Genomic DNA, 26,091 nt, shown 5'->3' on the forward strand with positions numbered 1-26,091 from the left:
CGCGGTCAGTCGGCCGACGCGCCGGAGCGCTTCACCATTTCGCCCCAGCGCGGAATCTCGGTGGCGATGAGGCTGGCGAATTGTTCAGGCGTGGAAGGCGTCGCGTCGACGGACAGCGTTTCATTGAGCTTGAGGACCGCGGGATCCCGCAGCGCCTTGGCGATGGCGGCGTTGAGCTTGTCGATGATGGGCTTGGGAGTGCCGGCGGGTGCGACGATGCCGCCCCAGGACACCACTTCGAATCCCTTCAAGCCGGATTCGTCGACGGTAGGCACGCCCGGCAGGACCGGCACGCGCGCAAGGCTGGTCGCGCCCAGCACCTTGACTTGGCCGGAGCGGATGAAGGGCAGCACGCCCGCAACGTTGTCGATCATCACGTCGAGCTGGCCGCCCACGATGTCGCCCACCGCCTGCTGGCCGCTCTTGTAAGGGACGTGCAGCATGGTCGTGCCGGTTTCGCTCTTGAGCATTTCTCCGGCCAGGTGGGCGCTGGAACCCACGCCCAACGAACCGACGCTGACCTTGCCAGGATGCTGCCTGGCATAGCTGATCAGGTCCTGCACATTGCTTGCCGGGAAGTCGTTGCGGGCGATCAGCACCAGGGCATTGCTGATGGCAAGGCTGATGGGCGCAAGGCTGCGTTGCGGGTCATAAGGCAGCTTCGAATACATGCTCTTGTTGATCGCCAGCGTCACCAGATTGCCGAAGCCTATCGTGTAGCCGTCCGGCGCCGCCGCGGCCAGGGCCTGGGTGCCGACGATGCCGCCCGCCCCGCCGCGGTTGTCGACGATCACCGGCTGGCCCAGTTCGCGCCCCAGGGCATCGGCTATCGGCCGCAGCACCACGTCGGGCCCGGATCCCGCCACATACGGCACGATCAGCTTGACCGGCCGCTCGGGCCAATCCGCCTGGGCCGTGCCGGCGCCGGCCGCTCCCAGCAAGGCAAAGCACAAAGAAATGGCCTGACGGACACGAGGGGAAAAGATCTGCATGGCTTGCTCCTGAACTGAAGTACGGGACTGCACCGAGTCTTGTCGTCGTGAAGCTTAGAGACCGCCCGCGCTGCGCATAAGGCTATTTCTTTGTTAAGGTGACAACTTCAAGTTGTCGCTATCGAGGGCGCATGAAAGACCACCATCTCCGGGCCTGGCTGAAGGTCGCCGAACTGCGCAGCATCCGGGCCGCCGCCCGCAGCCTGCACCTGAGCCAGGCCGCGGTGACCAAGGCCATCAAGGAACTGGAAACCGAACTCGAAGCGCCGCTGCTCACGCGCAGCCCCCAGGGCATCGAGGTCACCGAATGCGGCGCACACCTGACGGTGCGGGCGCAGCTCGCCCAGGCCCAGCTCTCATTGGCGCGCCAGGACATCCGCCAACTGCTCAGCGGCGCCCAGGCGCGGGTGGCCGTGGGTGTCACGCCCATGGTGATGCTGAGCGTGCTGCCCGAGGTGCTGAGCGATTTCAGGCAAAGCATGCCCGCGGCCAAACTCAAGGTCTCGGAAGGCTTGCTGGCGGCGGTCCTGCCCGCGCTGCGCAACGGCACGCTGGATTTCGCGTTGGCGTCCAGCATGGCGGACAACCATGGCGGGCAGGAATTCGACTTCGAGGAACTGCGGCCGCTCGAATTCATGGTCGCCTGCCGCCGCGGGCATCCGCTGGCGGGCGCCACGCGATGGCACGACATCGCGGGCTGCGAATGGCTGCTCAACACCTCGGGCGGCAGCCACACCGACGCCTTTCTGCAAGGCTTGCGCGCAAACGGTCTGAAGCCACCCGAACGCGTCATCGACTGCGATACGTTCGGGGTGATGTGGAACCTGATGGTCCGCAGCGACGCGTTGATCGTCTGCCCGGCGGGCATGCTCGATATCCCGCCCTACGGCGCTGAAGCCAGCCAGATCCTGACGGAGGCGCCCATGCCGGTCGCCAGCATAGGCATCATGACGCTGCGGGGGACGCCACTGTCGCTGGCGGCGTCCACCATGGCGGACCTGTTCCGGCGCCGCATCCAGCGACTGACCCAGGCAGGTGCCGTAGCTAACCGCCAGGCTGGCGGCGCGGCTTGAGACTGTCGGCCCAATCGCGCGCCAGGTCACGGCGGGCGCGCCGGTTGACCAAAGCGGTGATGGCCATGGCGATGACCGCGCCCCCGGCCGCCAGCGCCATGTCCTTCTGCGCGTCCCAGATGTCGCCCTGGGTGCCCAGATAGGCCGCTCCCAGCTCGCTGCCCACGGTGGCGGCGGCGCCCCATTCCAGCAATTCGTAGAGCGCCGAGGTCGACAGCGTAACGTCCATGGGCAGGAAGTAGGCCCAGAAGCCCCGCACCTCGACCACGCGCAGGAAGATCTCGCGGATGGGATAGGCCAGCAACAAGCCGTAGGAAAAATGCACCACGCGGTCGAAATTATTGCGTTCCCAGCCAACCATGCCGTTGAAGCTGTGGCCCGTCAGCGCCCGCCACCAGTCGTCATAAGGCACCAGCGAATAGGTGTAATGCGCGCCGACCGCATGCAGGCACAGGTAAAGAAAGATCAGCGTGTACGAGGTCCGCGAAAACACGAACCAGCGGCGCGTGAAGAACAGCGCCGCGCCGAAAGCCAGCACCAGCGCGTTCTCCAGGGCCCAGTCCGCGCGGTCGTGCGGCGCGATGGCCAATGCCGTCCAGATGAGCGCGAACAGCGCGCCCAGCGTGTACAGGTAGCGCCGGCGCGGGTCGGCCACGGTCAGTCTCCCTGGACCCGGCCGCGCAGGCGCTTGACTTCGCCGTGCAGCACCTTGCGCTGCACTCGCCGGCGTTGCGAGGCGCGGGTGGGCTTGGTCGGGCGGCGCGGCTTGTCGGTGCGCGCCGCCGCGCGCACCATGGAGATCAGGCGTTCGATGGCTTCGGCGCGGTTCTTTTCCTGGCTGCGGAACGCCTGCGACTTGATGACGATGACCCCGTCCTTGGAGACGCGGTGATCGCTCAGCGCGCACAACGCTTCCTTGATTTCCTCGGGCAGGCTGGAGGCGCGCACGTCGAAACGCAGGTGCACGGCGCTGGACACCTTGTTGACGTTCTGGCCGCCCGCGCCCTGGGCGCGGATCATGGTGAACGCCAGGTCGCGTTCATCGAGGTAGATGGAATCTTGGACGTGAAACATAGGCCGCAAGTATAGATGCGCCGCGCAAAGTAAAATAATGCGCTTTTGCCTGATTTATCCGAGGTCCGGCCTTATCCGGCCGCCGGCACCACCATGACTTATTCCGCCAAAGAAATCTTCAAGACGCTGCAGGGCGAAGGCGCCCACGCCGGCCGCGCGGCGGTTTTCTGCCGCTTTGCCGGCTGTAACCTCTGGACCGGCCGTGAAAGCGATCGCGCCAGCGCCGCCTGCACCTTCTGCGACACCGACTTCATCGGCACCGACGGCGAAGGCGGCGGCAAGTTCGCCACGCCCGAACTGCTGGCCGACGCCATCGCCGCGGCCTGGGGCCCCGGCGCCACTGACCGCTACGTGGTCTTTACCGGCGGCGAACCGCTGCTGCAGCTGGACGCGCCCCTGCTCACGGCCGTGCACGCGCGCGGCTTCACCATTGCCATCGAAACCAATGGCACCATCAAGCCGCCCGCCGGCATCGACTGGATCTGCGTCAGCCCCAAGGGCACGGCGCCCGTGGTCCTGGAACGCGGCGACGAGCTCAAGCTGGTCTATCCGCAAGCCAACGCGCGCCCCGAAGCCTTTGCGCACCTGGACTTCGACCACTTCTTCCTGCAACCCATGGACGGCCCCGCGCGCGCGGCCAACACCGAGCAAGCCGTCCAGTACTGTATGCAGCACCCGCAATGGCGGCTCAGCCTGCAGACCCACAAATACATAGGCATTCCATGATTTACCCTTGCCCCCTGCGGAGCGCGCCATGATTTCCGTGACCCGCAGGCTGGAGTTCGACGCCGGCCACCGCATTCCCGACCACCGCAGCCAGTGCCGCAACCTGCACGGCCATCGCTATGTGCTGGAAATCACCCTGACCGGCGACGTGGTGCAGGCGCCCGGCGAGTCCGACAACGGCATGCTGATGGATTTCTCCGAAATCAAGCACATCGCCAAGACCCACATCGTGGACGTCTGGGACCATGCATTCCTGGTCTATGAAGGCGACGCCGCGGTGCGCGGCTTCCTGGACAGCCTGCCCGGCCACAAGACCGTGGTGCTGGACCGCATCCCCACGGCCGAAAACCTGGCCGCCATCGTCTTCCAGACCCTGGCGCCGCACTATCACGGCCACTACGGCGCCGAGCTGCGCCTGACCCGCGTGCGCCTGTACGAAACGCCCAACTGCTGGGCGGACTGCAACGGCTGAACGCCGGGGCGCGGCCGCCGCTGCCGCGCCTGTCTTTTCCTCACCGCCGCCCCCTGACCTTCGGTTTTCCATAGACGGGAAACCCGCCCCCTATTTTCCCGATTGAGAAAATCCATGGAGATAATCGCCATTTTCAATTATTAGTAAGCTAATAGATAGGATACAATCTATTCCATGAACACGCCCACCGACTCCCAGCTCATGGCCACCACCTCTGCCCTGATGGTGCTGTCGCGCGCCTACCGCGGCGCCGCCGACAAAGCCCTGGCCGACTATGGCCTGTCCCAGGCCACCGCCTGGCCCGTGATCCTGGCCGGCCGTCTGGGAGACGGCGTGCGCCAGGGCGCATTGGCCGAGGCGCTGGGCGTGGAAGGCCCTTCGCTGGTGCGGGTGCTGGACCAGTTGGTCGCCGCCGGCCTGATGGAACGCCGCGAAGACCCGCACGACCGCCGCGCCAAGACCCTGCACCTGACCGACGCCGGCCAGGCGCTACGCGCCACGGTCGAGGACGTGCTGGTCGACCTGCGCCGCCGTCTGTTCCGGGGCGTGAGCGAAGCGGATCTGGAAGCCTGCCTGCGGGTCTTCGACAGCCTGAAAGTCACCCTGGGCCGCGGCGGCGCGGGCACCCAGCCACAGGACGAACAAGCGTGAAACTCCCCAACGTCCGCGAATCCATCTTCTCGCTCAAGAGCTACCTGAGCGCCATCATGGCGCTCTACCTGGCCTACAGCATGGGTTTGCCGCGTCCGTTCTGGGCCATGACTACGGCCTATGTGGTAGCCCAGCCCTGGTCGGGCGCGGTGCGCTCCAAAGCGCTGTACCGCTTGGCCGGCACCTTCTTCGGCTCGGCCGCCACCGTCTACCTGGTGCCGCGGCTGTCGAATTCGCCGGTGGTCATGACCGCCGCCATGGTGCTGTGGGTGGGCGCCTGCCTGTACCTGTCGGTGCTGGACCGCACTCCGCGCTCCTACCTTTTCATGCTGGCGGGCTACACCGCCGCGATGATCGGCTTTCCCAGCGTGACGGCTCCTGCCCTGGTGTTCGACACCGCGCTCGCCCGCGTCGAGGAAATCAGCCTGGGCATCGTCTGCGCCACCCTGATCCACAGCATCGTGCTGCCGCGCGGCCTGGCCCCGGCCCTGACGCTGATGCTGGACAAGGCGGTGCGCGACGCCCGCAACTGGATGCACGACACGCTCAGCGGCCAGGCCACCCAACAGAAGGACCGCGACCGTCGCGTGCTGGCCAACGACATCACCCAGTTGCGCCTGATGTCCACCCACGTGCCTTTCGACACCAGCAACCTGCGCTGGACCTCGGGCGCGGTGCGCGCCATGCAGGACCAGATCGCGGCCCTGACGCCTACCGTGTCCGCCGTGGAAGACCGCATGCGCGCCCTGCAGGCCGGCGGCCAGCCGCTGCCGGAGCCAGTCTCGGCCCTGCTGGCAGACATCTCCGAATGGATCAACGCCGGCGCCCAGGCCACGCACGAAACCGCGGTACAACTGCGCGCTGCCGCGACCCAGCTCACGCCCGCCATCGACAGCCGCTCCAGCTGGCGCGACGTGTTGCTGGCCAGCCTGATGACGCGGCTGCGCGAACTGGTCGACACCTATGACGAATGCCTGGCGCTGCGCCGCGAGATCCGCGCAGGCCTGGCCGGCGCGCCGCTGCGCGCGCCGCGCTCCAAGCCCGCGCCCAACGCCGCCCTGCACCGCGACCGCGGCATGGCGCTGCTATCGGCCCTGGCCGCCGGCGTGGCCATTTCGGTCTGCTGCGCTTTCTGGATCGGCACGGCCTGGAGCAACGGCGCCACCGCCGCGCTCATGGCCGCCATCTTCAGCTGCTTTTTCGCGTCGCAGGACAACCCGGTTCCCGGCATCATGCAGTTCCTGACCTACACGGTGTATTCGATTCCGTTGTCGGCGCTGTACCTGCTGGGCATCATGCCCGCCCTGCACTCGTTCGAAATGCTGGCCCTGGCCATGCTGCCCACGACCTTCGTGCTGGGCATCTTCATCGCCCGTCCGGCCACGGCCGGCAAGGCCATGGCGATGCTGTTCGGCTTCCTCGGCACCATGGCGCTGCAGGACACCAACACTGCCGACATCGTGTCGTTTATCGACACGCAGGTCGCGCAGTGCATGGGCGTGGCCACGGCGGCCATCATCGCCGCCATCTTCCGCACCGTCAGCGCCGACTGGAGCGCGCGCCGCATCCAGGCCGCCAACTGGAAGGAACTGGAAACGCTGGCAAGCTCACCGCGCGCGCCCTCGCGCCATACCTATGCCGCCCGCATGCTGGACCGCATCGGCCTGTTGCAGCCGCGTTTGGCGCTGGCCCAACGCCCCGACGACCTGGTGGCCGCCGACGCGCTGAAGGACCTGCGCGTGGGCCGCGACATCACCGAACTGCAGCGCGCCCGGCGTCACCTGCCCATGGCGGAACCGGCCATCCAGCCGGTGCTCGACGGGCTGGCCCGATTCTTCCATGCGCGCTCGGCCTGGCAAGTCGGCGAGAAGACGCCCGAGTTCCTGGCGCAGATCGACCGCGCGCTGGCCAGCGTGGCCGCCACGCCCCCGGGCGCCGCCGCGCGTGACCGCGCCGTGGTCGCCCTGGTGGGCCTGCGCCGCGCCTTCTTCCCCGACGCGCCCGACTACCAACCCGCCCATCCCACCCTGGAGGGCCAAGCATCATGATCGGCGAATTCAATCTTTACGGCGTTTATTTCCCCTGGCTGCTGGTGCTGGGCGTGGTGACCCTGGGCGTGGCCTGGGCGGTGCGCCGCGTGCTGGCGCGCGCCGGGCTGTACCGCCTGGTGTGGCACCCCGCGCTATTCGACCTGGCGCTGTTCGTGGTGCTGCTGTACGGCGTATCCCTCATTTCCCCCTATTTACTCCAGAGATAAGCATGAAACTCCCCAACGCCCTGCGCCCCGCAGCCATCGGCAAGTTCGCGGTGACCGCCGTCGTCGTCGCCGCGGCCGCCTACGCCGGCTGGCAGCTCTGGGTGCACTATGAAGTCGAACCCTGGACCCGCGACGGCCGCGTCAAGGCCTACGTGGTGCAGGTCGCGCCCGATGTGTCCGGCCTGGTGACCAGCGTGCCGGTGCACGACAACCAGGACGTGAAGGCCGGCGACGTGCTGTTCGAAATCGACCGCGCGCGCTTCCAGCTGGCCTTTGATCAGGCCCAGGCCTCGGTGCGGTCGGCGCAAGTGGCGCGCGACCAGGCGGTGCGCGACGCCAAGCGCAACCGCTCGCTGGGGCAATTGGTCGCCGCCGAGGCGCTGGAACAAAGCCAGACCAAGCTGCAGCAGACCGAAGCCGCGCTGGCCCAAGCCGAAGTGCAGCTCAATACCGCGCGCCTGAACCTGGACCGCAGCCGGGTGCTGGCCGTCAACGACGGCCGTGTCACCAACCTGGACCTGCGCGCCGGCTCCTACGCCACCGCCGGCCGCGGCGTGATGGCGCTGGTGGATTCCGGTTCGTTCTATGTCGAAGGCTATTTCGAGGAAACCAAGCTGCCCGGCATCCACGAGGGCGATCCCGTCACCGTGACGCTGATGGGCGATTCGCACCATATCCGCGGCCACGTGGAAAGCATCGCCATGGGCATCGCCGACCGCGACCGCAGCACGGGTGCCAACCTGCTGCCCAACGTCAATCCCACGTTCAACTGGGTCCGCCTGGCGCAGCGCATTCCAGTGCGCGTGAAGATCGACGACGTGCCGGAAGGCGTGCGCCTGGTGGCCGGCCAGACCGCCACCGTGTCGGTGGATTCCGGCCCGGCCCATGCGCTGAACGAGGCTCACCAGCCGTCCTGATCGCCGTTTTTTTCAACCTCTCACCCCTAATCGACGCACAGCCGTAATTGCCATGAACACCAGACACCTCCTGCCGCTGCTGCTGGCCCTGACGCTGGCCGGATGCACCACCGTGGGCCCTGACTATCAGGTGCCCGCCGGATCGGTGGCCGAGCGGCAGAGCGCGCAAACGCCTTTCACGGAAGCGCGCAACGCGGCCTTCCGGCAGGATGCGGTGCCTGGCCACTGGTGGCGTCTGTACGACGATCCCGTGCTGGACGGATTGGTGGAGAAAGCCCTGGCGGCCAACACCGACCTGCGCGTCGCCAGCGCCAACCTGGAACGCGCCCAGGCCGCGGTGAAGGAAAGCCAGGCGCAGCAACAGCCTACGATCGGCGTCAATGCCTCGCCCACTTTCGGCCACGTGTCGGGCTTGCAGGAGCTGCAACCCGGCATCAATCCGCCCAACCGCTGGTCCTATTCCATGGGCGCCAGCGTGTCGTATCAGCTGGATCTGTTCGGCCAGATCCGCCGCGCCGTGGAAGCGGCCAGCGGCGACGAGCAGGCCGCGCAGGCGGCCTACGACGCCACCCGCGTCACCGTGGCCGCCGAGACCGCCCGCGCCTACGCCAATATGTGCGCAGCCGGCATGCAACTGGCTTCCGCCCAGCATTCGGTGCAAGTGCAGAAGCAATCGCTGGACGCAGTGGACCGGCTGCAACGCGCCGGCCGCGGCACCACACTGGACGTGACCCGCGCCCGCAGCCAGCTACAACAATTGCAGGCCAACCTGCCGCCGTTCCAGGCCCAGCAGCGCACGGCCCTGTACCGGCTGGCAGCGCTGACGAGCCAGACGCCAAGTGAAATCTCGCCCGCGCTGTTGCAATGCGCCCAGGCGCCGCGCCTGACCGAGACCATCCCCGTGGGCGATGGCGCCGAACTGCTGCGCCGCCGTCCGGACATCCGCCAGGCCGAGCGCACGCTGGCCGCGTCCACCGCCCGCATCGGCGTGGCCACGGCCGACCTGTATCCGAAAATCTCGTTGGGCCTGTCGTCCGCCTCGGGCGGACCAGCCAGCATGTTCGGCGACCGCGGCACCTTCAGCTGGAGCGTTGGTCCGCTGATCTCCTGGACCATCCCCAACACCGGCGCGGCCCAAGCCCGCATCGCCGAGGCACAGGCCAGCACCAAGGCCGCGGCGGCGCGCTTCGACGCCACCGTGCTGAACGCCCTGCGGGAAACGGAAAGTGCCTTGGTGGTCTACGCGCGCCAACTGGACCGCGACGCCGCCCTGCGCGCCGCGCGCGACCAGAGCGCCGAGGCGGCCTCGCAGGCCAGCCGCCTGTTCCAGTACGGCAAGACCGACTACCTGACGGTGTTGGACGCCGAACGCACGCTGGCTACCAATGAAAGCGCGCTGGCCGCCTCGCAGGCCGACCTCAGCAACGACCAGATCGCGCTGTTCCTGGCGCTGGGCGGCGGCTGGGAAAAGTGATCAATGCACCGAGGCGCCGTCCGGCGGCGTCTGGTTCAGGCCCAGCGCGGCCTCCCAGCTGCGCAGCGGCACGCAGGTCTTCAGGCGCACGATGGCGCGCTCGATCAAGGCCGGATGCAGCGCGTGCCCCACATTGCTGGCGATATCGATGGTCGAATCCCCATGCAGTTCGCTCAGGCGCGCCTGGGCGGCCTGGATGTGGTCCACGCTCATGATGGGATCGGCCTCGCCATGCAGCAGGTGCAGCGTGGTGTATTGCGGCGCGGACTTGGGCAGCTGCGCATAGCGGCCTGAAAACGCGATCACGCGGCCGGCCATGCCGTCGTGCGCCTGTACCAGTTCCAGCGCCATGATGGCGCCCTGCGAAAAACCCGCCAGCGCCGTATCCGATTGCAGCAGGCCGAAGCGCGCCTGCGCCTCGCGCATATAGGCTTCCAGGGGCGGCAGCGCCCGCGCCACGCGCTCGGGGCGGTTTTCCTCGGTCACGCCGCGCACCGAGAACCATTGCCGGCCCTCGCCGCCGCCGTCGAAAGGCTCGAACCCCTGGGGCACCAGCACCGCCGCGCTGGGGAACGCCGCGCGCACCGCCTGCGCCAGGGGCTGCATGTCAGCGGGGGTGCCGCCCACGCCGTGCAGCAGGATGAACAGCTGGCGCACGTCGACGCCGGCATCGGGAAGGAATTCGATAGAAGAGGAAGACGCCATGAAACCGCTCCGTGCTGGCTGGGGCCGCCGAACAGCCCCGGAATAGCCGCATTGTAAAATGCGCGCCTTGAAGCAACCTTTGCCGCACCGCCACGGACCGGCTGGCTTGCGGCGTTGCCCGGCGGGCAGGCCCGCATGCCCGTGCCTGATGGGTCCGCCGCCCCGGCAACCACCTACCCAGCAATGCAAACTCCGACGACAGAATCCGGCGCCACGCCTGCCAGCCAGAACCAGCTGCATCGCGTGCTCAAGGCGCGCCACCTCACGATGATAGCGTTAGGTGGCGCCATCGGCACCGGCCTGTTCGTGGCCTCCGGCGCGGCCATCGCCCAGGCGGGCCCGGGCGGCGCGCTGATGGTCTACCTGGCCATCGGCCTGATGGTCTACTTCATCATGACCAGTCTGGGCGAACTGGCCACCTTCATGCCGGTATCGGGCTCCTTCTGCACCTATGCCTCGCGCTATGTGGATGGCGGCTTCGGCTTTGCGCTGGGCTGGAACTTCTGGATCAGCTGGGCCACGGTCGTGGCGGTGGACGTGGTCGCCGCGCAACTGGTCATGGCGTACTGGTTCCCCGACACGCCCGGCTGGATCTGGAGCGTGGCCTTCCTGGCCCTGACCTTCGGCCTGAACGCCTTCTCCGCGCGCAGCTTCGGCGAGGCCGAATACTGGTTCGCCATCATCAAGGTCGTGGCCGTGCTGTGCTTCATCGGCGTCGGGCTGGCGATGCTGGTCGGCATCATCCACGGCGGCACCACGGTAGGCCTGGCCAACTGGACCATCGGCGACGCGCCCTTCGTGGGCAACGCGGCCACCTGGGTGGGCGTGGCAATGGTGGTGGCCTATTCGTTCCAGGGCACCGAACTGGTGGCCGTGGCTGCCGGCGAATCCGAGAACCCCCGCCGCAACGTGCCGCGCGCGATCAACCACGTGTTCTGGCGCATTCTGCTGTTCTACGTGCTGGCCATCCTGATCATCGGCCTGCTGCTGCCCTATACCGACCCGCAACTGCTGCGCAACGAAGTGGAAGACATCGCGGTCAGCCCCTTCACGCTGGTATTCCAGCACGCGGGGCTGCTGTCGGCGGCCACCGTGATGAACGCGGTGATCCTGACCTCGGTGCTGTCGGCCGGCAATTCCGGCATGTACGCGGCAACGCGGATGCTGTTCAACATGGCGGCCGAAGGCCAGGCGCCCGCCCTGTTCCGGCGCGTGACCCGCAGCGGCGTGCCGCTGTACGCGCTGATGGCCACCGCGCTGCTGGCCTGCCTGTGCCTGTTCAGCCTGGTATACAGCCCCAAGGCGGTCTACATCTGGCTGCTGAACTTCGCCGGCATGACCGAATTCATCGTGTGGCTGAGCATCGCCGTCAGCCATTACCGCTTCCGCCAGGGCTATGTGAAGCACGGCTACGACACCGCCGACCTGCCCTACAAGGCCGGCCTGTTCCCCTTCGGCCCCCTGCTCGCCTTCGTCCTGTGCCTGCTGGTCACGCTGGGCCAGAATTACCAGGCCTTCCTGCAAGACCGCATCGACTGGATCGGCGTGATCTCCACCTACCTGGCGATTCCCCTGTTCCTGGCCTTGTGGATCGGCCACCGGCTGGTGCGCAAGTCGCACTGGATCCGGTACGAGGATATGCGGTTTTATGGGCTGGATCTGGATCGCGCGGCGGGGACGGAGACCTCGGTATCTACTGCGGAGAACGCCCGGGCTTGACCGTGGATCCGCGTGCCTGAAGCGACTAAAATCGCACTCAACACGGCCCACCCCTCTGCATCGAAAGGTGTACGGGTGGGTTTTCTTTTGGGCCACGGCGTTACCGGCGCAAAACTATTCGCGGCACGCTCCGCCCCTTTTAACTACTGTATATACATACAGCTATAATGGCGCATCGGCCACTACCCCGGTTCCTGCCATCCAGGAACCGATTGCCATGCAGTCCCCAGAACGTATCCACCCCGCGTTGTGGCGCGCCACCCAGTTGGCCCAAAGCGCCGCCCGCACCCTGCCCACCGGGCATGCCGCGCTGTCCGCCGAGCTGCCGGACGGCGGCTGGCCGCTGGGTTCCCTGATCGAATTGATGGCCCCGCATCCCGGCATCGGTGAAATCCGCCTGCTGCGTCCGGCGCTGGCCCAACTGGAAACACGCCGCGCCATCGCGCTGGTGCAGCCGCCGCACGCGCCTCACATCGCCAGCTGGATGAGCTGGCGGCTGGATCCGCGCCAATTGCTCTGGGTCGCGCCGGAAAAACCCGTGGACGCGCTCTGGGCCGCCGAACAGATCCTGAAGAACGGCAGCTGCGGCGCCCTGATCTGCTGGCTACCCCACGTGCGCCCCGAATCCCTGCGCCGCCTGCACCTGGCCGCCCAGGCCAGCGACCTGCTGTTCATCGCCGTGCGCCCCAGCAGCGCGGCGCAGAACGCCACGCCCGCCCCCTTGCGGCTGGCGCTTGCGCCGGCCGCGGGCGGCCTGTCCGTGCACATCCTGAAGCGCCGCGGGCCTGCCTGCGACACCCCCTTGTACGTGGGCCTGGAATCCGGCGCCCCCATCCCTGTTTCTCCCCGCCATGCGCCTCTGGATCGCCGCCTTCCTGCGCTGCCTGCCGCTGGACGCACTGCGCCCGCACTGGCCGCTTGAGGGGCAGGCGTTCGCGGTCCTGGAACAGGAACGCGTCGCCGCCCTGACGCCCGCCGCCCGCCGGGCCGGCGTCAAGCCGGACATGCGCCGCGCCGGCGCGGCCGCCATCGCCCCCGAGGTCGAGCTGCTGCCCCGCGACGTCCAGGCCGAGGCCGAAGCATTACAGGGCGCGGCGCTGGCCTTGCTGCAATACACCCCTGAAGTCGCACTGGCCGACGGCGACACCCTGCTCCTGAACGTAGGCGCCAGCCTGATGTTCTTCCGCGGTCCGAAGGCCCTGCACCGCAGGGTGGCCGCCACCCTGCACGCGCTGGACCTGCGCGCCTCGCTAGGCATGGCGCCCACCGCCGCCGGCGCCTGGCTGCTGGCGCGCAGCCCCGGCCGGCGCGCGCCCCGACGCACCCTGACGCTGCCCACGCTGACCCGGCGGCTGGACGCCCTGCCGCTCACCCTGCTGCCGCAGGCGCAGACCCGCCGCGACTGGCTCGACGACATCGGCTGCCATACCCTGGCGGACCTGCGCGCCCTGCCGCGCGCGGGCCTGCAGCGGCGCAGCGCCCCCGAACTGCTCCAGGCCCTGGACGCCGCCTACGGCCAGGCGCCCGAACTGCATCGCTGGATCGAACCGCCGCACCAGTTTTCGCGCCGCATCGAACTCACGGACTACGTCGAGCACACCGACGCGGTGCTGGCGGTGGCGCGCCGCCTGGCCGAACAGCTGGGCGGCTGGCTCAGCGCCCGGCAACTGGCGGTGCGCCGCGTGGTGCTCAGCATGGAGCACGAACGCGGCCGCCACGCCCGGCCGCCCACCGAACTGGAGCTGGCCCTGGCCCAGCCGGTGTGGCAGGCGCCGCAGATCCTCCACCTGCTGCGGGAAAAGCTGGCCCGTTTCACGCTGGAAGCGCCTGTAATCGCCGTGATGCTGCTGGCGCCCGACACGGTCGAGCAGCCCGCCGCCAGCACCACCCTGTTCCCCGAGCCCGGCGGCACGCCCGCCGACCATGCCCGGCTGCTGGACCTGCTGGTCGCGCGGCTGGGCCGCGACCAGGTGCGCCACGCCCATCCGGTTCCCGATCACCGCCCCGAGGCCGCCAACGCCTGGGGCGACGCGCTGTCGCCGCCCCAGCGGCCCGCCCCTCTGCCCGCGCTACTGGACCGACCCTTCTGGCTGCTGGACCCGCCGCTACCCTTGAAGCTGTCCGGCCATCGCCCGCAGTACGGCGGCCAGGCGCTGCGGCTGATGCGCGGCCCGGAACGCATCGAAAGCGGCTGGTGGGATCCGGCCCTGACCGTGCGCGACTACTTCGTCGCCGAGGACGCCGCCGCCGCGCGCTACTGGATCTACCGCGAGCGCGACGACGAGCACGCCCGCTGGTTCCTGCATGGGCTCTACGCCTGAAGCGGCATGCGCATGGACGACGACGATACCCCCGGCATCCTGGCGCAGCTGCCCGGCTACGCCGAGCTGCAATGCCAGTCCAATTTTTCTTTCCTGCAGGGCGCTTCGCACCCCGAGGAACTGATCGACCGCGCCGCCGAGCTGGGCTATGCCGCCCTCGCCATCACCGACGAATGCTCGCTGGCGGGCGTGGTCCGCGCCCACGTGGAGGCCCGCGCCCGCAAGCTGCCGCTCATCATCGGCGCCACCTTCCAGCTGCGCGCCGCGCCCGACGCCGCGCCGCTGGGCCTGACCCTGCTGGCGCAGACCCGCGAGGGCTACGGCAACCTGTCCGAATTGATCACCCTGGCCCGCACCCGCGCGCCCAAGGGCGAATACCGGCTGGCGCCCGAAGACCTCACCGATCCGCCCGCGGGCTACGCCCATCTGCGCCACCTGCCCGAATGCCTGGCCATCCTGAGTCCCGCCTACGGCACCGATGCCGACCGCATGGCCGAGCAGGCGCGCTGGCTGGCGCGCGTCTTCCCCCACCGCGCCTGGGTCGGGCTGACCCTGCTGCACCGCTCGCGCGACGACCTGCACCGCGCCGCGGTCGAACAAGCCGCGCAGGCCGCGGAACTGCCCCTCGTGGCCTTGGGCCAGGTGCAGATGCACCTACGTTCGCGCAAGCCGCTGCACGACACGCTGACCGGCATCCGCACCCGCCAGCCGGTGTCGCAGTGCGGCTACGAACTGTCCGGCAACGCCGAGCAGCACCTGCGCACGCGCATGCGGCTGGCCAACCTGTACCCGCCGCAAGCGATGGCCCAGACGCTGGCCGTGGCCCGCCGCTGCGCCTTCTCATTGGACGAGCTGCGCTACGAATACCCGGACGAGATCATTCCGCGCGGCCACACGCCGGCGACCTATCTGCGCCAGGAAACCCTGGCCGGAGCCGCCCGCCGCTTTCCTTTGGGCACGCCGGACAGCGTCACCACGCAGATCGAAAAAGAACTGGCCCTGATCACGGACCTGCACTACGAAGCCTATTTCCTGACGGTCTACGACATCGTCCAATTCGCCCGCGGCCAGGGCATCCTGTGCCAGGGCCGCGGGTCGGCCGCCAACTCGGCCGTCTGCTACTGCCTGGGCATCACCGAAGTGGACCCGGTGCGCGGCAACAACCTGTTCGAACGCTTCATCAGCAAGGAGCGCAACGAACCGCCCGACATCGACGTGGACTTCGAGCACCAGCGCCGCGAAGAGGTCATCCAGTACATCTACGGCAAGTATGGCCGCGAGCGCGCCGCGCTGACCGCCGTGGTCATCTCCTACCGCCCGCGCAGCGTATTGCGCGATACCGGCAGCGCGCTGGGCGTGGACCTCGGTGTCATCGACGCCGTGGCGCGCGCCCACCAATGGTGGGACGGCAAGAAGGAAATGCTGCGCACCCTGGGCGCCTGCGGCCTGGACCCGGAATCGCAGGTGGCGCGGCACTGGGCATCGCTAGCGCAGACGCTGATGGGCTTTCCGCGCCACCTGTCGCAGCACCCCGGCGGCTTCGTGATTTCACGCGGCAAGCTGTCGCGCCTGGTGCCCATCGAGAACGCCGCCATGGCGGACCGCAGCGTCGTGCAATGGGACAAGGACGACCTGGACGCACTCGGCCTGCTGAAGGTGGACGTGTTGGCGCTGGGCATGCTGTCGGCGTTGCGCCGCACGCTGGAGCTGGCCGGCCAGCGCCGCGGCCAGCCCTTGCGGCTGCAAGACATCCCACCGGACGACACACCTACCTACGACATGATCTGCGACGCCGACACCATAGGCGTGTTCCAGATCGAATCCCGCGCCCAGATGACCATGCTGCCGCGCCTGCGTCCGCGCCAATACTACGACCTGGTGGTACAGGTGGCCATTGTGCGCCCAGGGCCGATCCAGGGCGGCATGGTCCATCCCTACCTGCGCCGCCGCCAGGGCAAGGAGCCCGAAACCTATCCCAGCGAAAAAGTGCGCGGTGTGCTCAGCCGCACCATGGGCGTGCCCATCTTCCAGGAACAGGTCATGCAGATCGCCGTCGTGGCCGCCGGCTTCACGCCCGGCGAGTCCGACCAGTTGCGCCGCTCCATGGCCGCCTGGAAGCGCAAGGGTGGCGTGGACAAATACCGTACCAAGCTGGTCGGCGGCCTGCTGGCCCATGGCTACAAGCTGGACTTCGCCGAGGCGCTGTTCCGCCAGATCGAAGGCTTCGGCGAATACGGCTTCCCCGAAAGCCACGCCGCCAGCTTCGCCCTGCTGGCCTATGCCAGCTCGTGGCTCAAGCGGCACGAGCCCGAAGCCTTCCTGGCCGCCCTGCTCAACTCCCAGCCCATGGGCTTCTACGCCCCCGCGCAACTGGTGCAGGACGCCCGCCGCCACGGCGTCTGCGTGCTGCCGCCGGACGTGACGATCAGCGGCTGGGACTCGGCGCTGGAAACCCTGCCCGAAGGCCACCCCGGCGCCCGCCGTACCACGCATCCGCACGCCCCCTCCACCGACGGCCCCCGCCCCGCCGTCAGGCTGGGACTGAGCCTGATCCAGGGCATGCGCGAAGACGCCGCCCGGCGCATCGAGGACGCGCGCGCTACCGCACCCTTTGCCGACACCGGCGACCTGGCCCGCCGTGCCGCGCTCAACCGCCATGACCTGAACGCCCTGGCCGCCGGCGACGCCCTGCGCACCCTGGCCGGCCATCGCCGCCAGGCCAGCTGGGAAGCCGCCGCCAGCGTGCAGAGCCGCGACCTGCTGCGCGACGCCGCCATCCAGGAAACCCAGGCGCCGCAACTGTCCGCCCCCTCCGAGGGCCAGACCGTGGCGGCCGACTACCGCAGCGTGGGCCTGACCCTGCACAGCCACCCCGTGGCCCTGCTGCGCCCCCAACTGGCGGCGCGCAATTTCCAGCCCGCCTCGGTGTTGAACGGCTACCCCGACAAGCGCGTGGCGCGCGCCTGCGGCATCGTCACCGTGCGCCAGCGCCCGCAGACCGCCAAGGGCGTGATCTTCGTCACGCTGGAAGACGAGACCGGCCCCGTCAACGTGGTCGTGCGTACGGAACTCATCGAACGCCAGCGCCGGGAACTGTTGGGGGCCTCGCTGCTGGGCGTCTATGGATCCTGGCAAAGCGTGGACGGCGTGCGCCACCTGATCGCGCAACGCCTGGTGGATTTGTCCGAACTGCTGGGCGACTTGAACACCCAGAGCCGCAATTTCCACTGACCGCTCCGGACGCATCTCAATCGCCGAACAGCGTGGCCAGATCCAAGGCCTGCGCCATGGCCTGGTAGCCGGCATCGTTGGGATGCAGGTGGTCGCCCGAGTCATACGCGGCCAGCAGCCGCGCCGGATGCGCCGGATCACGCAGCACCGCGTCAAAATCCACCACCGCGTCGAACACGCCGCTTTCGCGAATCCAGCGGTTCACCTCCCGCCGCACCGCATCCTTCGCCGGGTTGTAGTGGCCCGACAGCGGCGTGCCGTGCAGCGAGCCTTCATACGGCGCGATGGTGCCACCCACGATGCGCACGCCGCGCAGGTGGGCGGCCTCCGCCAGTTGCCGGTAGCCCTCGGTCAACCTTGCCGCCGTCATGGGCGCGTCGTCCGGCGCGAAGCCGCTGTCCGGCCAACCGATGTCATTGATGCCCATCATCATCACCACCGTGCGCACGCCAGGCTGCGACAGTACGTCGGCATCGAAGCGCGCCATCGCGTTCACGCCCATCTTGTCGCCCCAGACCCTCGCGCCCGAAATGCCCGCGTTCGCCACGCCCATGCCCTGCGGCGCCAGACGGCGCGCCAGGAAGTCCGGCCAGCGGCGATTGGCGCCGGGCGTCGAGCCATTGCCATCGGTCAAGGAATCCCCAAACGCCACCACCACCGGCGCGCGCGACGGGCTCTCGACCCAGATCCCGGCCAGGAAGGCCCGGCCTTGCAGCGCCTGCGCATCCGGCAGCTCCGCCGCCGCAGTGGCATCGCCCCGCACCAGGGCGCCGGTCTGCTGCGCGCCCCAATGGAAGGTCGTCACCGGCGTGGCCTGCGGGAAGTAGAGGCTGACGGCCAGCTCGGCCAGCGCGGCTACCGGCAGGTCCACCGGATCGCTGACGACCTGCGCGCCCGGCGCCACCGTCACGCTTGGCCGACCGCCAAAGGCCAGTCCGCGGCTGGACGCCGGACTGATCTTTGAAGGGCCGGAGGCCAAGGCAACGCTGGCCGCCCCGATCTCCAGGGGCTGCGTGCCATAGCGGTTGGACAACACCACCCGCAGGCGCGGTCCGCCCACGCTGAGCATCAAGGTCTGGCGCAGCGTCTGGCCGCGCAATTCGGCCGGCATTTCCGTGGGCAGCACGAAAGAATCCTCCCACAGCGGTTGCGGGCTGGCGAACCAGGAACTGACCCAACTGGAACGCGCGGCATCGGCCTGAACAGGAGGCTGCGCGGCGATGGCGGCGGACGGGGCCAGGACCGAAAGGCCACCGGCCAACGCAACGGCCGAAACCAGGGAATGAAGATTGAAGCGATTCATGACGACTCCAGAAAAAGAGAAAGTGACGTCACGATAGGTTCTTCCCAATTTCACCGGTAGAACCCTAAACTGCATACCACTTCTTCCAAAAAGGAATGACCATGGATACCCTGCGCGCCATGCGGGCCTTCGTCCGCGCCGTGGAGCTGGGCACACTGTCGGCCGTGGCCCGCGAACAGGCGCTGAGCCAACCGGCCCTGAGCAAGATCGTCGCCGCGCTGGAAAAGGACCTTAACGTGCGGCTGCTGGAACGCAGCACCACCCGCGTCGTACCCACCGAGCAAGGCAAGCGTTTCTACGAGCGCGCCACCCGCGTGCTGGAGGAATATTCCGAAGCCGTCGCCGACGCCCGCGGCCAGACCGAAAAGCCCGCCGGCTTCCTGCGCATCAACGCGCCCGTGGCGCTGGGCCAGTTCCGCTTGAATGCACTGGTCCGCAAGTTCCTGGACGAATACCCCGACATCCAGGTCGAACTGATCCTGAACGACCGGTTCGTGGACCTGGTGGAAGAAGGCGTGGACGTGGCGCTGCGCCTGGGCGGCAACCTGCCGCCCAACGCCATCGCGCGCAAGGCGGCCGAGTCGCCGCGCTACCTGGTGGCAGCCCCCTCCTACCTGGCGCAGCGCGGCAAGCCCCGCGCGCCCCGCGATCTGGCCGCCCACGAATACGTGCGCTTTGCCTGGCTGGCCGCGGGCGACACCCTGGAACTGCACCAGGGCGCCACCCTCGCCACCGTCCAGACCCAGGGACGTTTCCGCGTCAACAACGCCCTGGCCATCCGCGAAAGCCTGGCCATGGGCGCCGGCATCGGCCTATGCCCCGCGTGGCTGGTGCAGGACCTGGTCGCCAGCGGCGAACTGCTGCGCGTGCTGCCCAAATGGAGCGCCACGCCGCAAGAGGCCTACCTCATCTACCCGTCGCGCCGTTACCAGTCGCTGCGCGCGCGGCTGCTGATCGACTTCCTGAACGACCGGCTGGCCCGCCTGCCCGGCATGCAAACGCCTCAACCGCAGACGGCGCGGACCAGCGTCCGATAGATGTCGCGCGCGCCTTCCAGCTGCTCCAGCGCAATGGATTCGTCGATCGTGTGGGCATCCTCTTCATTGCCCGGGCCCAATCCTATCGTCGGGATACCGCGGCGTCCGGCCGATTCCGACCCGTTGGTGCAGAATGCCCAGCTGCCCACCACCGGATCCCGGCCGCTGGCGCTGACCGCCGTGCGCGCGGCCTGCAACAAGCTGGCCTCTGCATCGCAACGCCAACCCGGCAACCAGCGCGGCGGCGTGGCATGCTGCCCGGTATAGGTCGCCACCTGGTCCTCGCTGACCCGCAAGGTGAAATCGGACAGGCCATGGGCGGCCAGATGCCCGCGGATCTGCGCCAGCACGTCCTCCAGGCTTTCGCCCGACACGGTGCGCCGGTCAAAACGTATCGTCGTCGAAATCGGAATCATGGAAATCGACGGGTAAGGATGCGACACGATATCCGTCGGCACCAGCAGCGCCTGGCCCAGCACCTCATCGTGCGGCAAAGGCAAGCTCTCCAGGACCGCCAGCGCCCGGGCTGCGGCATGCAAGGGGTTGACGCCGATGTGCGGCGTCGCGGCATGGGCCGGCTTGCCGTGGAAGGTCAGCAGCAACTCCACCCGTCCCTTCTGCCCCGCCTTGATCTGCAATTTCGAGGGCTCGCAGATGACCACCGCCTGCGGTGCGCAGATGTCCAGCACCGAAGCCAGCGCATGCCCTTCGATGACTTCCTCCAGCACGCTGGCCGACACCGCCACGCGGCGCTTCAAGCCATCCCGCGCGGCCTCCGCCACGCCGCAAATCGCTGCGGCGATGCCACCCTTCATGTCGGTGCTGCCGCGCCCATACAGCCGTCCATCCCGGATCTCGGCGCCGAACGGATCGAAGCGCCACTCGCCCGCCACCGGCACCACGTCCATGTGCCCGTCGAACAACAGGGCCACGTCCGCATCCTCGGGGCCGATCAATCCCAGCACCGAGCCATTGCTATCGGTCGTGACCGAACTGAAGCCCGCCTCCCGCATGGTCGCGGCCATCAGCGCCGCCATCTCGCCTTCCTTGCCCGAAAGGCTCGGAACCCGCACCATCGCCTGCGTCAATGCAACTACGTCCAGAGTCATCATCATTCCTGTCTGAGAGTGGCGGGCGCGGCGCGCCCGCCGATGTGGAGAGGCGCGACGCCTACCGGTTGACCAGGCTCTTCGGCACGCGATACACCAGCACCGCCCCGATCAGCGCGAAGCTGGCGAGGAAATACATGCCCCAGTCGGTCGAACCGGTCAGGTCCTTGATCCAACCGATCGCGTACGGGCTGACAAAGGCCGCCAACCCTGCGAACGAATTGATCCCGGCAATACCCGCCGCCGCGCTCTTGCCTTCCAGGAACGCCGTCGGCAGACTCCAGAACAGCGGCGAGCACACCATGCAACCGGCGGCCGCCACCGACAGCATGGCCACGGCCAACATCGGGTTATGGCTGAACAGCGTGCTCAGCGCCAGACCCGTCCCACCCACCAGAAAGGGCACGATCATGTGCCAGCGGCGCTCCCGCGTCGCGTCCGAATGGCGGCACACCAGCACCATCGAGATCACTGCGCATATGTTCGGCACCGCCGTCAGCAGGCCGATGTCCAGCAGCGACACCACGCCGGTGGAGCGGATCACCGACGGTATCCAGAACGCCAGGCCGGACAGGCTGGACACCGTGCAATAGCAGATCAGCGCCATATGGACCACGCGCCGGTCCTTGAGCAGCGTCAGCATCGACACGTGTTCGGTCTTGGCGGTCTTCTCGCGCAGCAGGTTCTGGCCCAGCCGCGACTTCTCTGTGGTCGACAGCCAGCGCGCATCGTCGATGCGGTCATCCAGGTACCAGAACACCGCCAGGCCCAACAGCACCGAAGGAATCGCCTCGATGATGAACATCCATTGCCAACCAGCGAGACCATGCGTGTCATGGAAAGATTCCATCACCCAGCCCGACAGCGGCCCGCCCAGGATGCCGGCGAACGGCACCGCCGTCATGAACACCGCCACGATCTGGCCGCGCCGGTTCGACGGAAACCAATAGGTCAGGTACAGGATGATGCCGGGATAGAAGCCGGCCTCGGCCGCCCCCAGCAGGAAGCGCAGGATGTAGAACTGGGTCGGCGTCTGCGTCAGGGCCATGGCGGCCGAGATGATGCCCCACAGGATCATGATGCGCGCCAGCGTCTTCTTCGCGCCGATGCGGTGCATCAGCACATTGCTCGGCACCTCGAACAGGAAATAGCCGATGAAGAAAATGCCCGCGCCCAGGCCGTACACCGTTTCGCTGAACTTCAGATCGTCCAGCATCTGCAGCTTGGCAAAGCCTACGTTCACCCGGTCCAGAAACGCCGCGATGTAGCACACCATCAAAAACGGCAGCAGCCGCCACGCCACCTTCCGATACAGCGCGTCATCCCGCGCCGCCAGGGGATCCTTGTCTGCGGCAACCGGAGGCGCCGCAATACTCTCGACTGACTGGTCCATATTTTCACCTTGGGGTCTGTTTTTTTAGGCCGAACGCTCCCCTGCAGGCGCTCGGGGCGTCCGCATGCTGTTTTTTATGGGAAGGAAACGTCCGGACCGGTTATGCGGACGGTCTATCGACGGTCCGCGCTGGCCGCGCCGCAGGTCAGGCGGTTGCCGCCACCTCCGGCGCAGGTTCCACCGCGCCTCTGCGTTCCGTGATCAGGCCGTAAGCCTCGGGACGCCGGTGCCGGCCGAAATTGAAAGTCGTGCTCTTGTAGGACAGGCACAGGTCCAGGTCGCAGCGCGCGATCGCCAGCTCATCGCCCTTGGTCGAGCAGGCGGCCACGATCTCGCCCGACGGCGCGATGATGCAGCTGCCGCCTATCATCTCGCAGCCCTCTTCCTTGCCGGCCTTGGCCACGCCCACCACCCAGGTGCCGTTCTGATAGGCGCCCGCCTGCATCACCAGGTGGTTGTGGAACATGGACAGGTCGTCATGCTCGGGCGCCGGCGGATTGTGCACCGGCGTGTTGTAGCCGAGCAGAATCATTTCCGCGCCTTGCAGGCCCATCACGCGATAGGTCTCGGACCAGCGGCGGTCGTTGCACAAGGCCATGCCCATCACGCCGCCAAAGCCGCGCCAGACATCGAACGACTCGCCTGGCTCGAAATAGTGCTTCTCCAGATGCTGGAATGCGCGCCACGGCTCATGCTCGGCATGCCCAGGCAAATGCACCTTGCGGTACTTGCCGATGATGTCGCCGTTCTGGTTCACCAGGATCGACGTGTTGAAGCGGCGCTTGACGCCCTGCTCCACCGCCAGCTCCGCATAGCCCAGGTAAAAGCCTATGCCCAGCTTGCGCGCGGTCTCGAACAGCACCCGGGTCTGCGGACCGGGCATCTCGCTTTCATAGAACGCGTCGATCTCGGCCGGATCTTCCATGTACCAGCGCGGAAAGAAAGTCGTCAGCGCCAGTTCCGGAAAAACCACCAGCTGGCAGCCCATGGCATGGGCCTGGCGCAGATGCGCGAGCAGGCGCTCGACGACGTCGCGGCGTGTGTCGCTGCGCTGAATCGGCCCAAGCTGCGCGGCCGCGACATTGATGATGCGTGACATGTTCAGTCTCCTACGGTTTCATTGTTCTGCGAGTTCGAGCATCAGCTCTAGCAACACGCCGGCGCCCGCCTCGATATCCTGGTCATGCGTGAATTCGGCGACGTTGTGCGACAGCCCGCCCACGCTGGGAACAAACACCATGCCCGTCGGGCACATGCGCGCCAGCATCTGGGCATCGTGCCCGGCGCCGCTGGGCAGCCGCCGCACGCGGTGCCCGCGGCTACGCGCGATGTCCTCGACCCGGCCGACGATGGCCTCGTCGAACGCCACCGGCGCAAAATCGGCCAGCACCCGATGGCTCAGTTCCACCCCTTCGTCCGCCGCAGCCTGCGCCGCGTACTTCATGCAGCGCGCAATCGCCTCCTGCAAGGCCGCGCCATCGGTGTTGCGCAGGTCCAGCGTGAAGGTGGCGCGGTTGGGGATGACGTTGATCAGGTTGGGAAACAGATTGACCTGGCCAACAGTCGCCAGTTGCCCCGCCCCCAATTCGACGGTCAGATCCCGTGCAAAGCACGCGATGCGCGCCGCCACGATGCCGGCGTCATGGCGCAACGCCATTGGCGTGGTGCCGGCATGGTTGGACACTCCCCGCACGGTGAACTCGATCCAGTGGATGCCCTGCACCCCGGTCACCGCGCCGATGGTGTAGTCCTCATGCTCCAGCACCGGCCCCTGTTCCACATGCAGCTCGACAAAGGCATGCACCTCGTTATTGCCTACCGGAGCCGTCCCGGCATAGCCGATGCGGGCCAGGTTCTCGCCCACCGTGGTGCCGTCTATACCGACCGTGGCCAGCGCATCCGCCAGCGCCAAGTCGCCCTGGAACACCAGGCTGCCCATCATGTCCGGCGCAAAGCGCGCGCCTTCCTCGTTGGTGAAGAACGCCACCGCTATCGACCTTTCAGTGACCACGCTCGCGTCGTTCAAGGCCGCGACCACTTCCAGCCCGGCCAGCACCCCCAGGTTGCCGTCGTAGCGACCGCCGGTGCGTACCGTGTCGATGTGCGACCCTGTCATCACGGGCGGGCCGGCCTTGCGCCCGGCCCGCAGGCCCACCACATTGCCTATGCCGTCCACCGTCACGGCCAGGCCCAGTTCGCGCATCCACTGCACCACCAGATCGCGTCCCTGCCGGTCCGCGTCCGTCAGCGCCAGGCGGCAGACGCCGCCGCCCTCGATGGCGCCGACCCGCGCCAGGTCGGCAATGCGGCGCAACAGGCGGGCGCCGTCGATCCGCACGGCCTCGCGGCCGGCCTCAAGCGTGGCGCCAGTCATACCACAGCCTCGGCTTCGACTTCGGCGGCGCTCCGCCCGACGATGCGTTGATACAGTTCCGGGTCGGTCGCCCCTTCGCTGCCGAACACCAGCACGCGGCTGCCTGCGTCCAGGCCCAGCGCATCACGCACTGCCGGCTCGGCCAGCGCAGCAAGACAACCGGTCAGCCCAGCGACGGCCGATTCGCCAGCCACGATGGGCGCGTCGCCATACTTGCCGCCAGCCAATAGACGCACCGTCTCCAGCGCGGCCTCGTCGTCAACCGTCAGGAAAGCCTGCGCGCCGGGATGCAGCACCTCCCACGCCAGCAGCGACACTTCCCCGCAGGCCAGCCCGGCCATCACCGTATCCAGATCGCCATGCACCGCCACCGGCTTGCCGGCGCGGGCGCTCTCGTACAGGCAGGCCGCCTTGTCCGGTTCCACCACGATGAAACGCGGACGACGCTCGCCCAGCTGCTCCCAGAAATGCGCGCAGACCGCGGCAGCCAGCCCGCCCACGCCGCCTTGCAGGAACACGTGCGTCGGCAACTCGCCATCGCCCGCCTCGCGCAGCTGGCGCAATGCCTCGTCGGCCATCACGGCGTACCCCTGCATCACGTCCTTGGGCACCTCCATATAGCCGGGATACGACGTATCCGACACCACATAACGTCCGAGCCGAGCCGCGTCTTCCGCCGCCTGCCGCACCGAATCGTCGTAATTTCCAGGCGTGCGCACAACCTGCGCGCCATATTGCTCAATCGCCCGCTTGCGCCCTTCGCTAACGGTCGCGTGGATGTAGATCACGCATAGGCAGCCAAAGCGTTGCGCGCCCCAGGCGACAGAACGGCCATGGTTGCCATCGGTCGCGCAGGTCACCGTCATGGCCTGGGTCAATTCCCGATAGCGGCCGGACAGCAAATCCTCGACCGACAGATCGTCACGCCCCAGCTTGGCCGCCAATTCCCGCAGCAATTGGCGACTGACGGCATAGGCGCCGCCCAAGGCCTTGAAGCTGCCCAGCCCGAAGCGGCCGCCCTCATCCTTGTACCGGATACCCGCCACGCCCGCGGCCCGGGCCAGCCCCGACAAATCCCGCAACGGTGTCGGCTGATAGCCGGGCCAGCGGCGGATCTGCGTCTCGGCAAGCGCATAGGCCTGGCCACCCAGCACGTCCAGCTGCCGTTGGCCATAAGGCGCGGCCGGCTCAAAAGCCGGGTTGGGCGCGTACTGCAGCCGGATGTTCGGAATGGGATGGTTCAAGTCAGTCTCCTCTTGGAAT

General features: G+C 67.9%; 23 protein-coding genes. 13 read left to right on the forward strand and 10 right to left on the reverse strand.

Annotation, left to right across the window (positions count from 1 at the left end; translation table 11 throughout):
* Nucleotides 1–5: 5 nt before the first annotated feature.
* Complete coding sequence (locus tag AXYL_RS17410) at nucleotides 6–992, reverse strand: Bug family tripartite tricarboxylate transporter substrate binding protein (RefSeq protein WP_013394141.1); 987 nt, start codon at nucleotides 990–992, stop codon at nucleotides 6–8.
* Between the two features lie 131 nt (nucleotides 993–1,123).
* Between AXYL_RS17410 and AXYL_RS17415 the strand changes: the two genes are divergently transcribed.
* On the forward strand, nucleotides 1,124–2,065 hold the full coding sequence (locus AXYL_RS17415; RefSeq protein ID WP_013394142.1) for a LysR substrate-binding domain-containing protein: 942 nt from the start codon (nucleotides 1,124–1,126) through the stop codon (nucleotides 2,063–2,065).
* Here the strand turns inward: AXYL_RS17415 and AXYL_RS17420 are convergent.
* Both AXYL_RS17420 and arfB read right to left on the reverse strand, forming a co-directional pair.
* The gene (locus AXYL_RS17420) at nucleotides 2,037–2,720 is read right to left on the reverse strand and encodes a DUF2238 domain-containing protein (protein ID WP_013394143.1); all 684 of its coding nucleotides are present in this window, start codon (nucleotides 2,718–2,720) and stop codon (nucleotides 2,037–2,039) included. The two genes, AXYL_RS17415 and AXYL_RS17420, sit on opposite strands and share 29 nt — an antisense overlap.
* A gap of 2 nt (nucleotides 2,721–2,722) precedes the next feature.
* The gene (arfB, locus tag AXYL_RS17425) at nucleotides 2,723–3,139 is read right to left on the reverse strand and encodes an alternative ribosome rescue aminoacyl-tRNA hydrolase ArfB (protein WP_013394144.1); all 417 of its coding nucleotides are present in this window, start codon (nucleotides 3,137–3,139) and stop codon (nucleotides 2,723–2,725) included.
* 93 nt (nucleotides 3,140–3,232) lie between these two features.
* Between arfB and queE the strand changes: the two genes are divergently transcribed.
* The 7 genes from queE to AXYL_RS17460 all read left to right on the forward strand — a co-directional run bounded on the left by queE (nucleotide 3,233) and on the right by AXYL_RS17460 (nucleotide 9,636).
* A complete protein-coding gene (gene queE, locus AXYL_RS17430; RefSeq protein ID WP_041653863.1) occupies nucleotides 3,233–3,865 on the forward strand; it encodes a 7-carboxy-7-deazaguanine synthase in 633 nt (210 codons plus the stop codon).
* 28 nt (nucleotides 3,866–3,893) lie between these two features.
* Nucleotides 3,894–4,337 (forward strand): 6-carboxytetrahydropterin synthase QueD, encoded by a 444-nt coding sequence (gene queD, locus AXYL_RS17435; protein ID WP_013394146.1) that lies wholly within the window; start codon nucleotides 3,894–3,896, stop codon nucleotides 4,335–4,337.
* 174 nt (nucleotides 4,338–4,511) lie between these two features.
* Entirely contained in the window at nucleotides 4,512–4,988 is a 477-nt protein-coding gene (locus AXYL_RS17440; RefSeq protein ID WP_013394147.1) for a MarR family winged helix-turn-helix transcriptional regulator, read from the forward strand.
* Nucleotides 4,985–7,036, forward strand: coding sequence for an FUSC family protein (locus AXYL_RS17445; RefSeq protein WP_013394148.1), 2,052 nt, complete (start codon nucleotides 4,985–4,987; stop codon nucleotides 7,034–7,036). The genes AXYL_RS17440 and AXYL_RS17445 overlap by 4 nt, the downstream gene beginning before the upstream one ends.
* On the forward strand, nucleotides 7,033–7,245 hold the full coding sequence (locus AXYL_RS17450) for a DUF1656 domain-containing protein (RefSeq protein WP_013394149.1): 213 nt from the start codon (nucleotides 7,033–7,035) through the stop codon (nucleotides 7,243–7,245). Before AXYL_RS17445 ends, AXYL_RS17450 begins: the two co-directional genes overlap by 4 nt.
* Before the next feature lie 2 nt (nucleotides 7,246–7,247).
* Complete coding sequence (locus AXYL_RS17455) at nucleotides 7,248–8,162, forward strand: HlyD family secretion protein (RefSeq protein ID WP_013394150.1); 915 nt, start codon at nucleotides 7,248–7,250, stop codon at nucleotides 8,160–8,162.
* Nucleotides 8,163–8,214: 52 nt separating this feature from the next.
* Nucleotides 8,215–9,636, forward strand: coding sequence for an efflux transporter outer membrane subunit (locus AXYL_RS17460; RefSeq protein ID WP_013394151.1), 1,422 nt, complete (start codon nucleotides 8,215–8,217; stop codon nucleotides 9,634–9,636).
* On the opposite strand, the gene ypfH is transcribed toward AXYL_RS17460, so the two are convergent.
* Nucleotides 9,637–10,341, reverse strand: coding sequence for an esterase (gene ypfH, locus AXYL_RS17465; RefSeq protein ID WP_013394152.1), 705 nt, complete (start codon nucleotides 10,339–10,341; stop codon nucleotides 9,637–9,639). It abuts the gene before it with no gap.
* A 183-nt stretch (nucleotides 10,342–10,524) separates the two neighbouring features.
* On the opposite strand from ypfH, the gene AXYL_RS17470 reads away from it, so the two are divergent.
* From AXYL_RS17470 to AXYL_RS17485, 4 genes are all read left to right on the forward strand, one after another.
* Nucleotides 10,525–12,060: an amino acid permease gene (locus tag AXYL_RS17470; RefSeq protein WP_049797803.1), complete on the forward strand. Its 1,536-nt coding sequence runs from the start codon at nucleotides 10,525–10,527 to the stop codon at nucleotides 12,058–12,060.
* 217 nt (nucleotides 12,061–12,277) lie between these two features.
* On the forward strand, nucleotides 12,278–12,982 hold the full coding sequence (gene imuA, locus AXYL_RS17475; protein WP_013394154.1) for a translesion DNA synthesis-associated protein ImuA: 705 nt from the start codon (nucleotides 12,278–12,280) through the stop codon (nucleotides 12,980–12,982).
* Nucleotides 12,912–14,381, forward strand: coding sequence for a Y-family DNA polymerase (locus AXYL_RS17480; RefSeq protein WP_013394155.1), 1,470 nt, complete (start codon nucleotides 12,912–12,914; stop codon nucleotides 14,379–14,381). The genes imuA and AXYL_RS17480 overlap by 71 nt, the downstream gene beginning before the upstream one ends.
* Nucleotides 14,382–14,387: 6 nt before the next feature.
* Nucleotides 14,388–17,612 carry an error-prone DNA polymerase gene (locus AXYL_RS17485; RefSeq protein WP_013394156.1) on the forward strand — a complete coding sequence of 1,075 codons (3,225 nt, stop codon included), beginning with the start codon at nucleotides 14,388–14,390 and terminating at the stop codon, nucleotides 17,610–17,612.
* A 16-nt stretch (nucleotides 17,613–17,628) separates the two neighbouring features.
* On the opposite strand, the gene AXYL_RS17490 is transcribed toward AXYL_RS17485, so the two are convergent.
* Nucleotides 17,629–18,915 carry an SGNH/GDSL hydrolase family protein gene (locus tag AXYL_RS17490; RefSeq protein ID WP_013394157.1) on the reverse strand — a complete coding sequence of 429 codons (1,287 nt, stop codon included), beginning with the start codon at nucleotides 18,913–18,915 and terminating at the stop codon, nucleotides 17,629–17,631.
* A 101-nt stretch (nucleotides 18,916–19,016) separates the two neighbouring features.
* On the opposite strand from AXYL_RS17490, the gene AXYL_RS17495 reads away from it, so the two are divergent.
* Nucleotides 19,017–19,952 (forward strand): LysR family transcriptional regulator, encoded by a 936-nt coding sequence (locus AXYL_RS17495; RefSeq protein WP_013394158.1) that lies wholly within the window; start codon nucleotides 19,017–19,019, stop codon nucleotides 19,950–19,952.
* Here the strand turns inward: AXYL_RS17495 and AXYL_RS17500 are convergent.
* The 5 genes from AXYL_RS17500 to AXYL_RS17520 all read right to left on the reverse strand — a co-directional run bounded on the left by AXYL_RS17500 (nucleotide 19,919) and on the right by AXYL_RS17520 (nucleotide 26,072).
* Nucleotides 19,919–21,067, reverse strand: coding sequence for a YgeY family selenium metabolism-linked hydrolase (locus tag AXYL_RS17500; protein WP_041653866.1), 1,149 nt, complete (start codon nucleotides 21,065–21,067; stop codon nucleotides 19,919–19,921). The two genes, AXYL_RS17495 and AXYL_RS17500, sit on opposite strands and share 34 nt — an antisense overlap.
* A gap of 55 nt (nucleotides 21,068–21,122) precedes the next feature.
* Entirely contained in the window at nucleotides 21,123–22,454 is a 1,332-nt protein-coding gene (locus AXYL_RS17505; RefSeq protein WP_013394160.1) for an MFS transporter, read from the reverse strand.
* Nucleotides 22,455–22,599: 145 nt separating this feature from the next.
* Nucleotides 22,600–23,553 carry an N-carbamoyl-D-amino-acid hydrolase gene (locus AXYL_RS17510; protein WP_013394161.1) on the reverse strand — a complete coding sequence of 318 codons (954 nt, stop codon included), beginning with the start codon at nucleotides 23,551–23,553 and terminating at the stop codon, nucleotides 22,600–22,602.
* 18 nt (nucleotides 23,554–23,571) lie between these two features.
* Nucleotides 23,572–24,828: a M20 family metallo-hydrolase gene (locus AXYL_RS17515; protein ID WP_013394162.1), complete on the reverse strand. Its 1,257-nt coding sequence runs from the start codon at nucleotides 24,826–24,828 to the stop codon at nucleotides 23,572–23,574.
* Nucleotides 24,825–26,072 (reverse strand): diaminopropionate ammonia-lyase, encoded by a 1,248-nt coding sequence (locus AXYL_RS17520; RefSeq protein ID WP_013394163.1) that lies wholly within the window; start codon nucleotides 26,070–26,072, stop codon nucleotides 24,825–24,827. The genes AXYL_RS17515 and AXYL_RS17520 overlap by 4 nt, the downstream gene beginning before the upstream one ends.
* Nucleotides 26,073–26,091: the final 19 nt, after the last annotated feature.

Origin of the sequence: Achromobacter xylosoxidans A8 (genome assembly GCF_000165835.1) — a bacterium.
In the GTDB taxonomy this organism is placed as follows: Bacteria; Pseudomonadota; Gammaproteobacteria; order Burkholderiales; family Burkholderiaceae_B; genus Achromobacter; species Achromobacter xylosoxidans_B.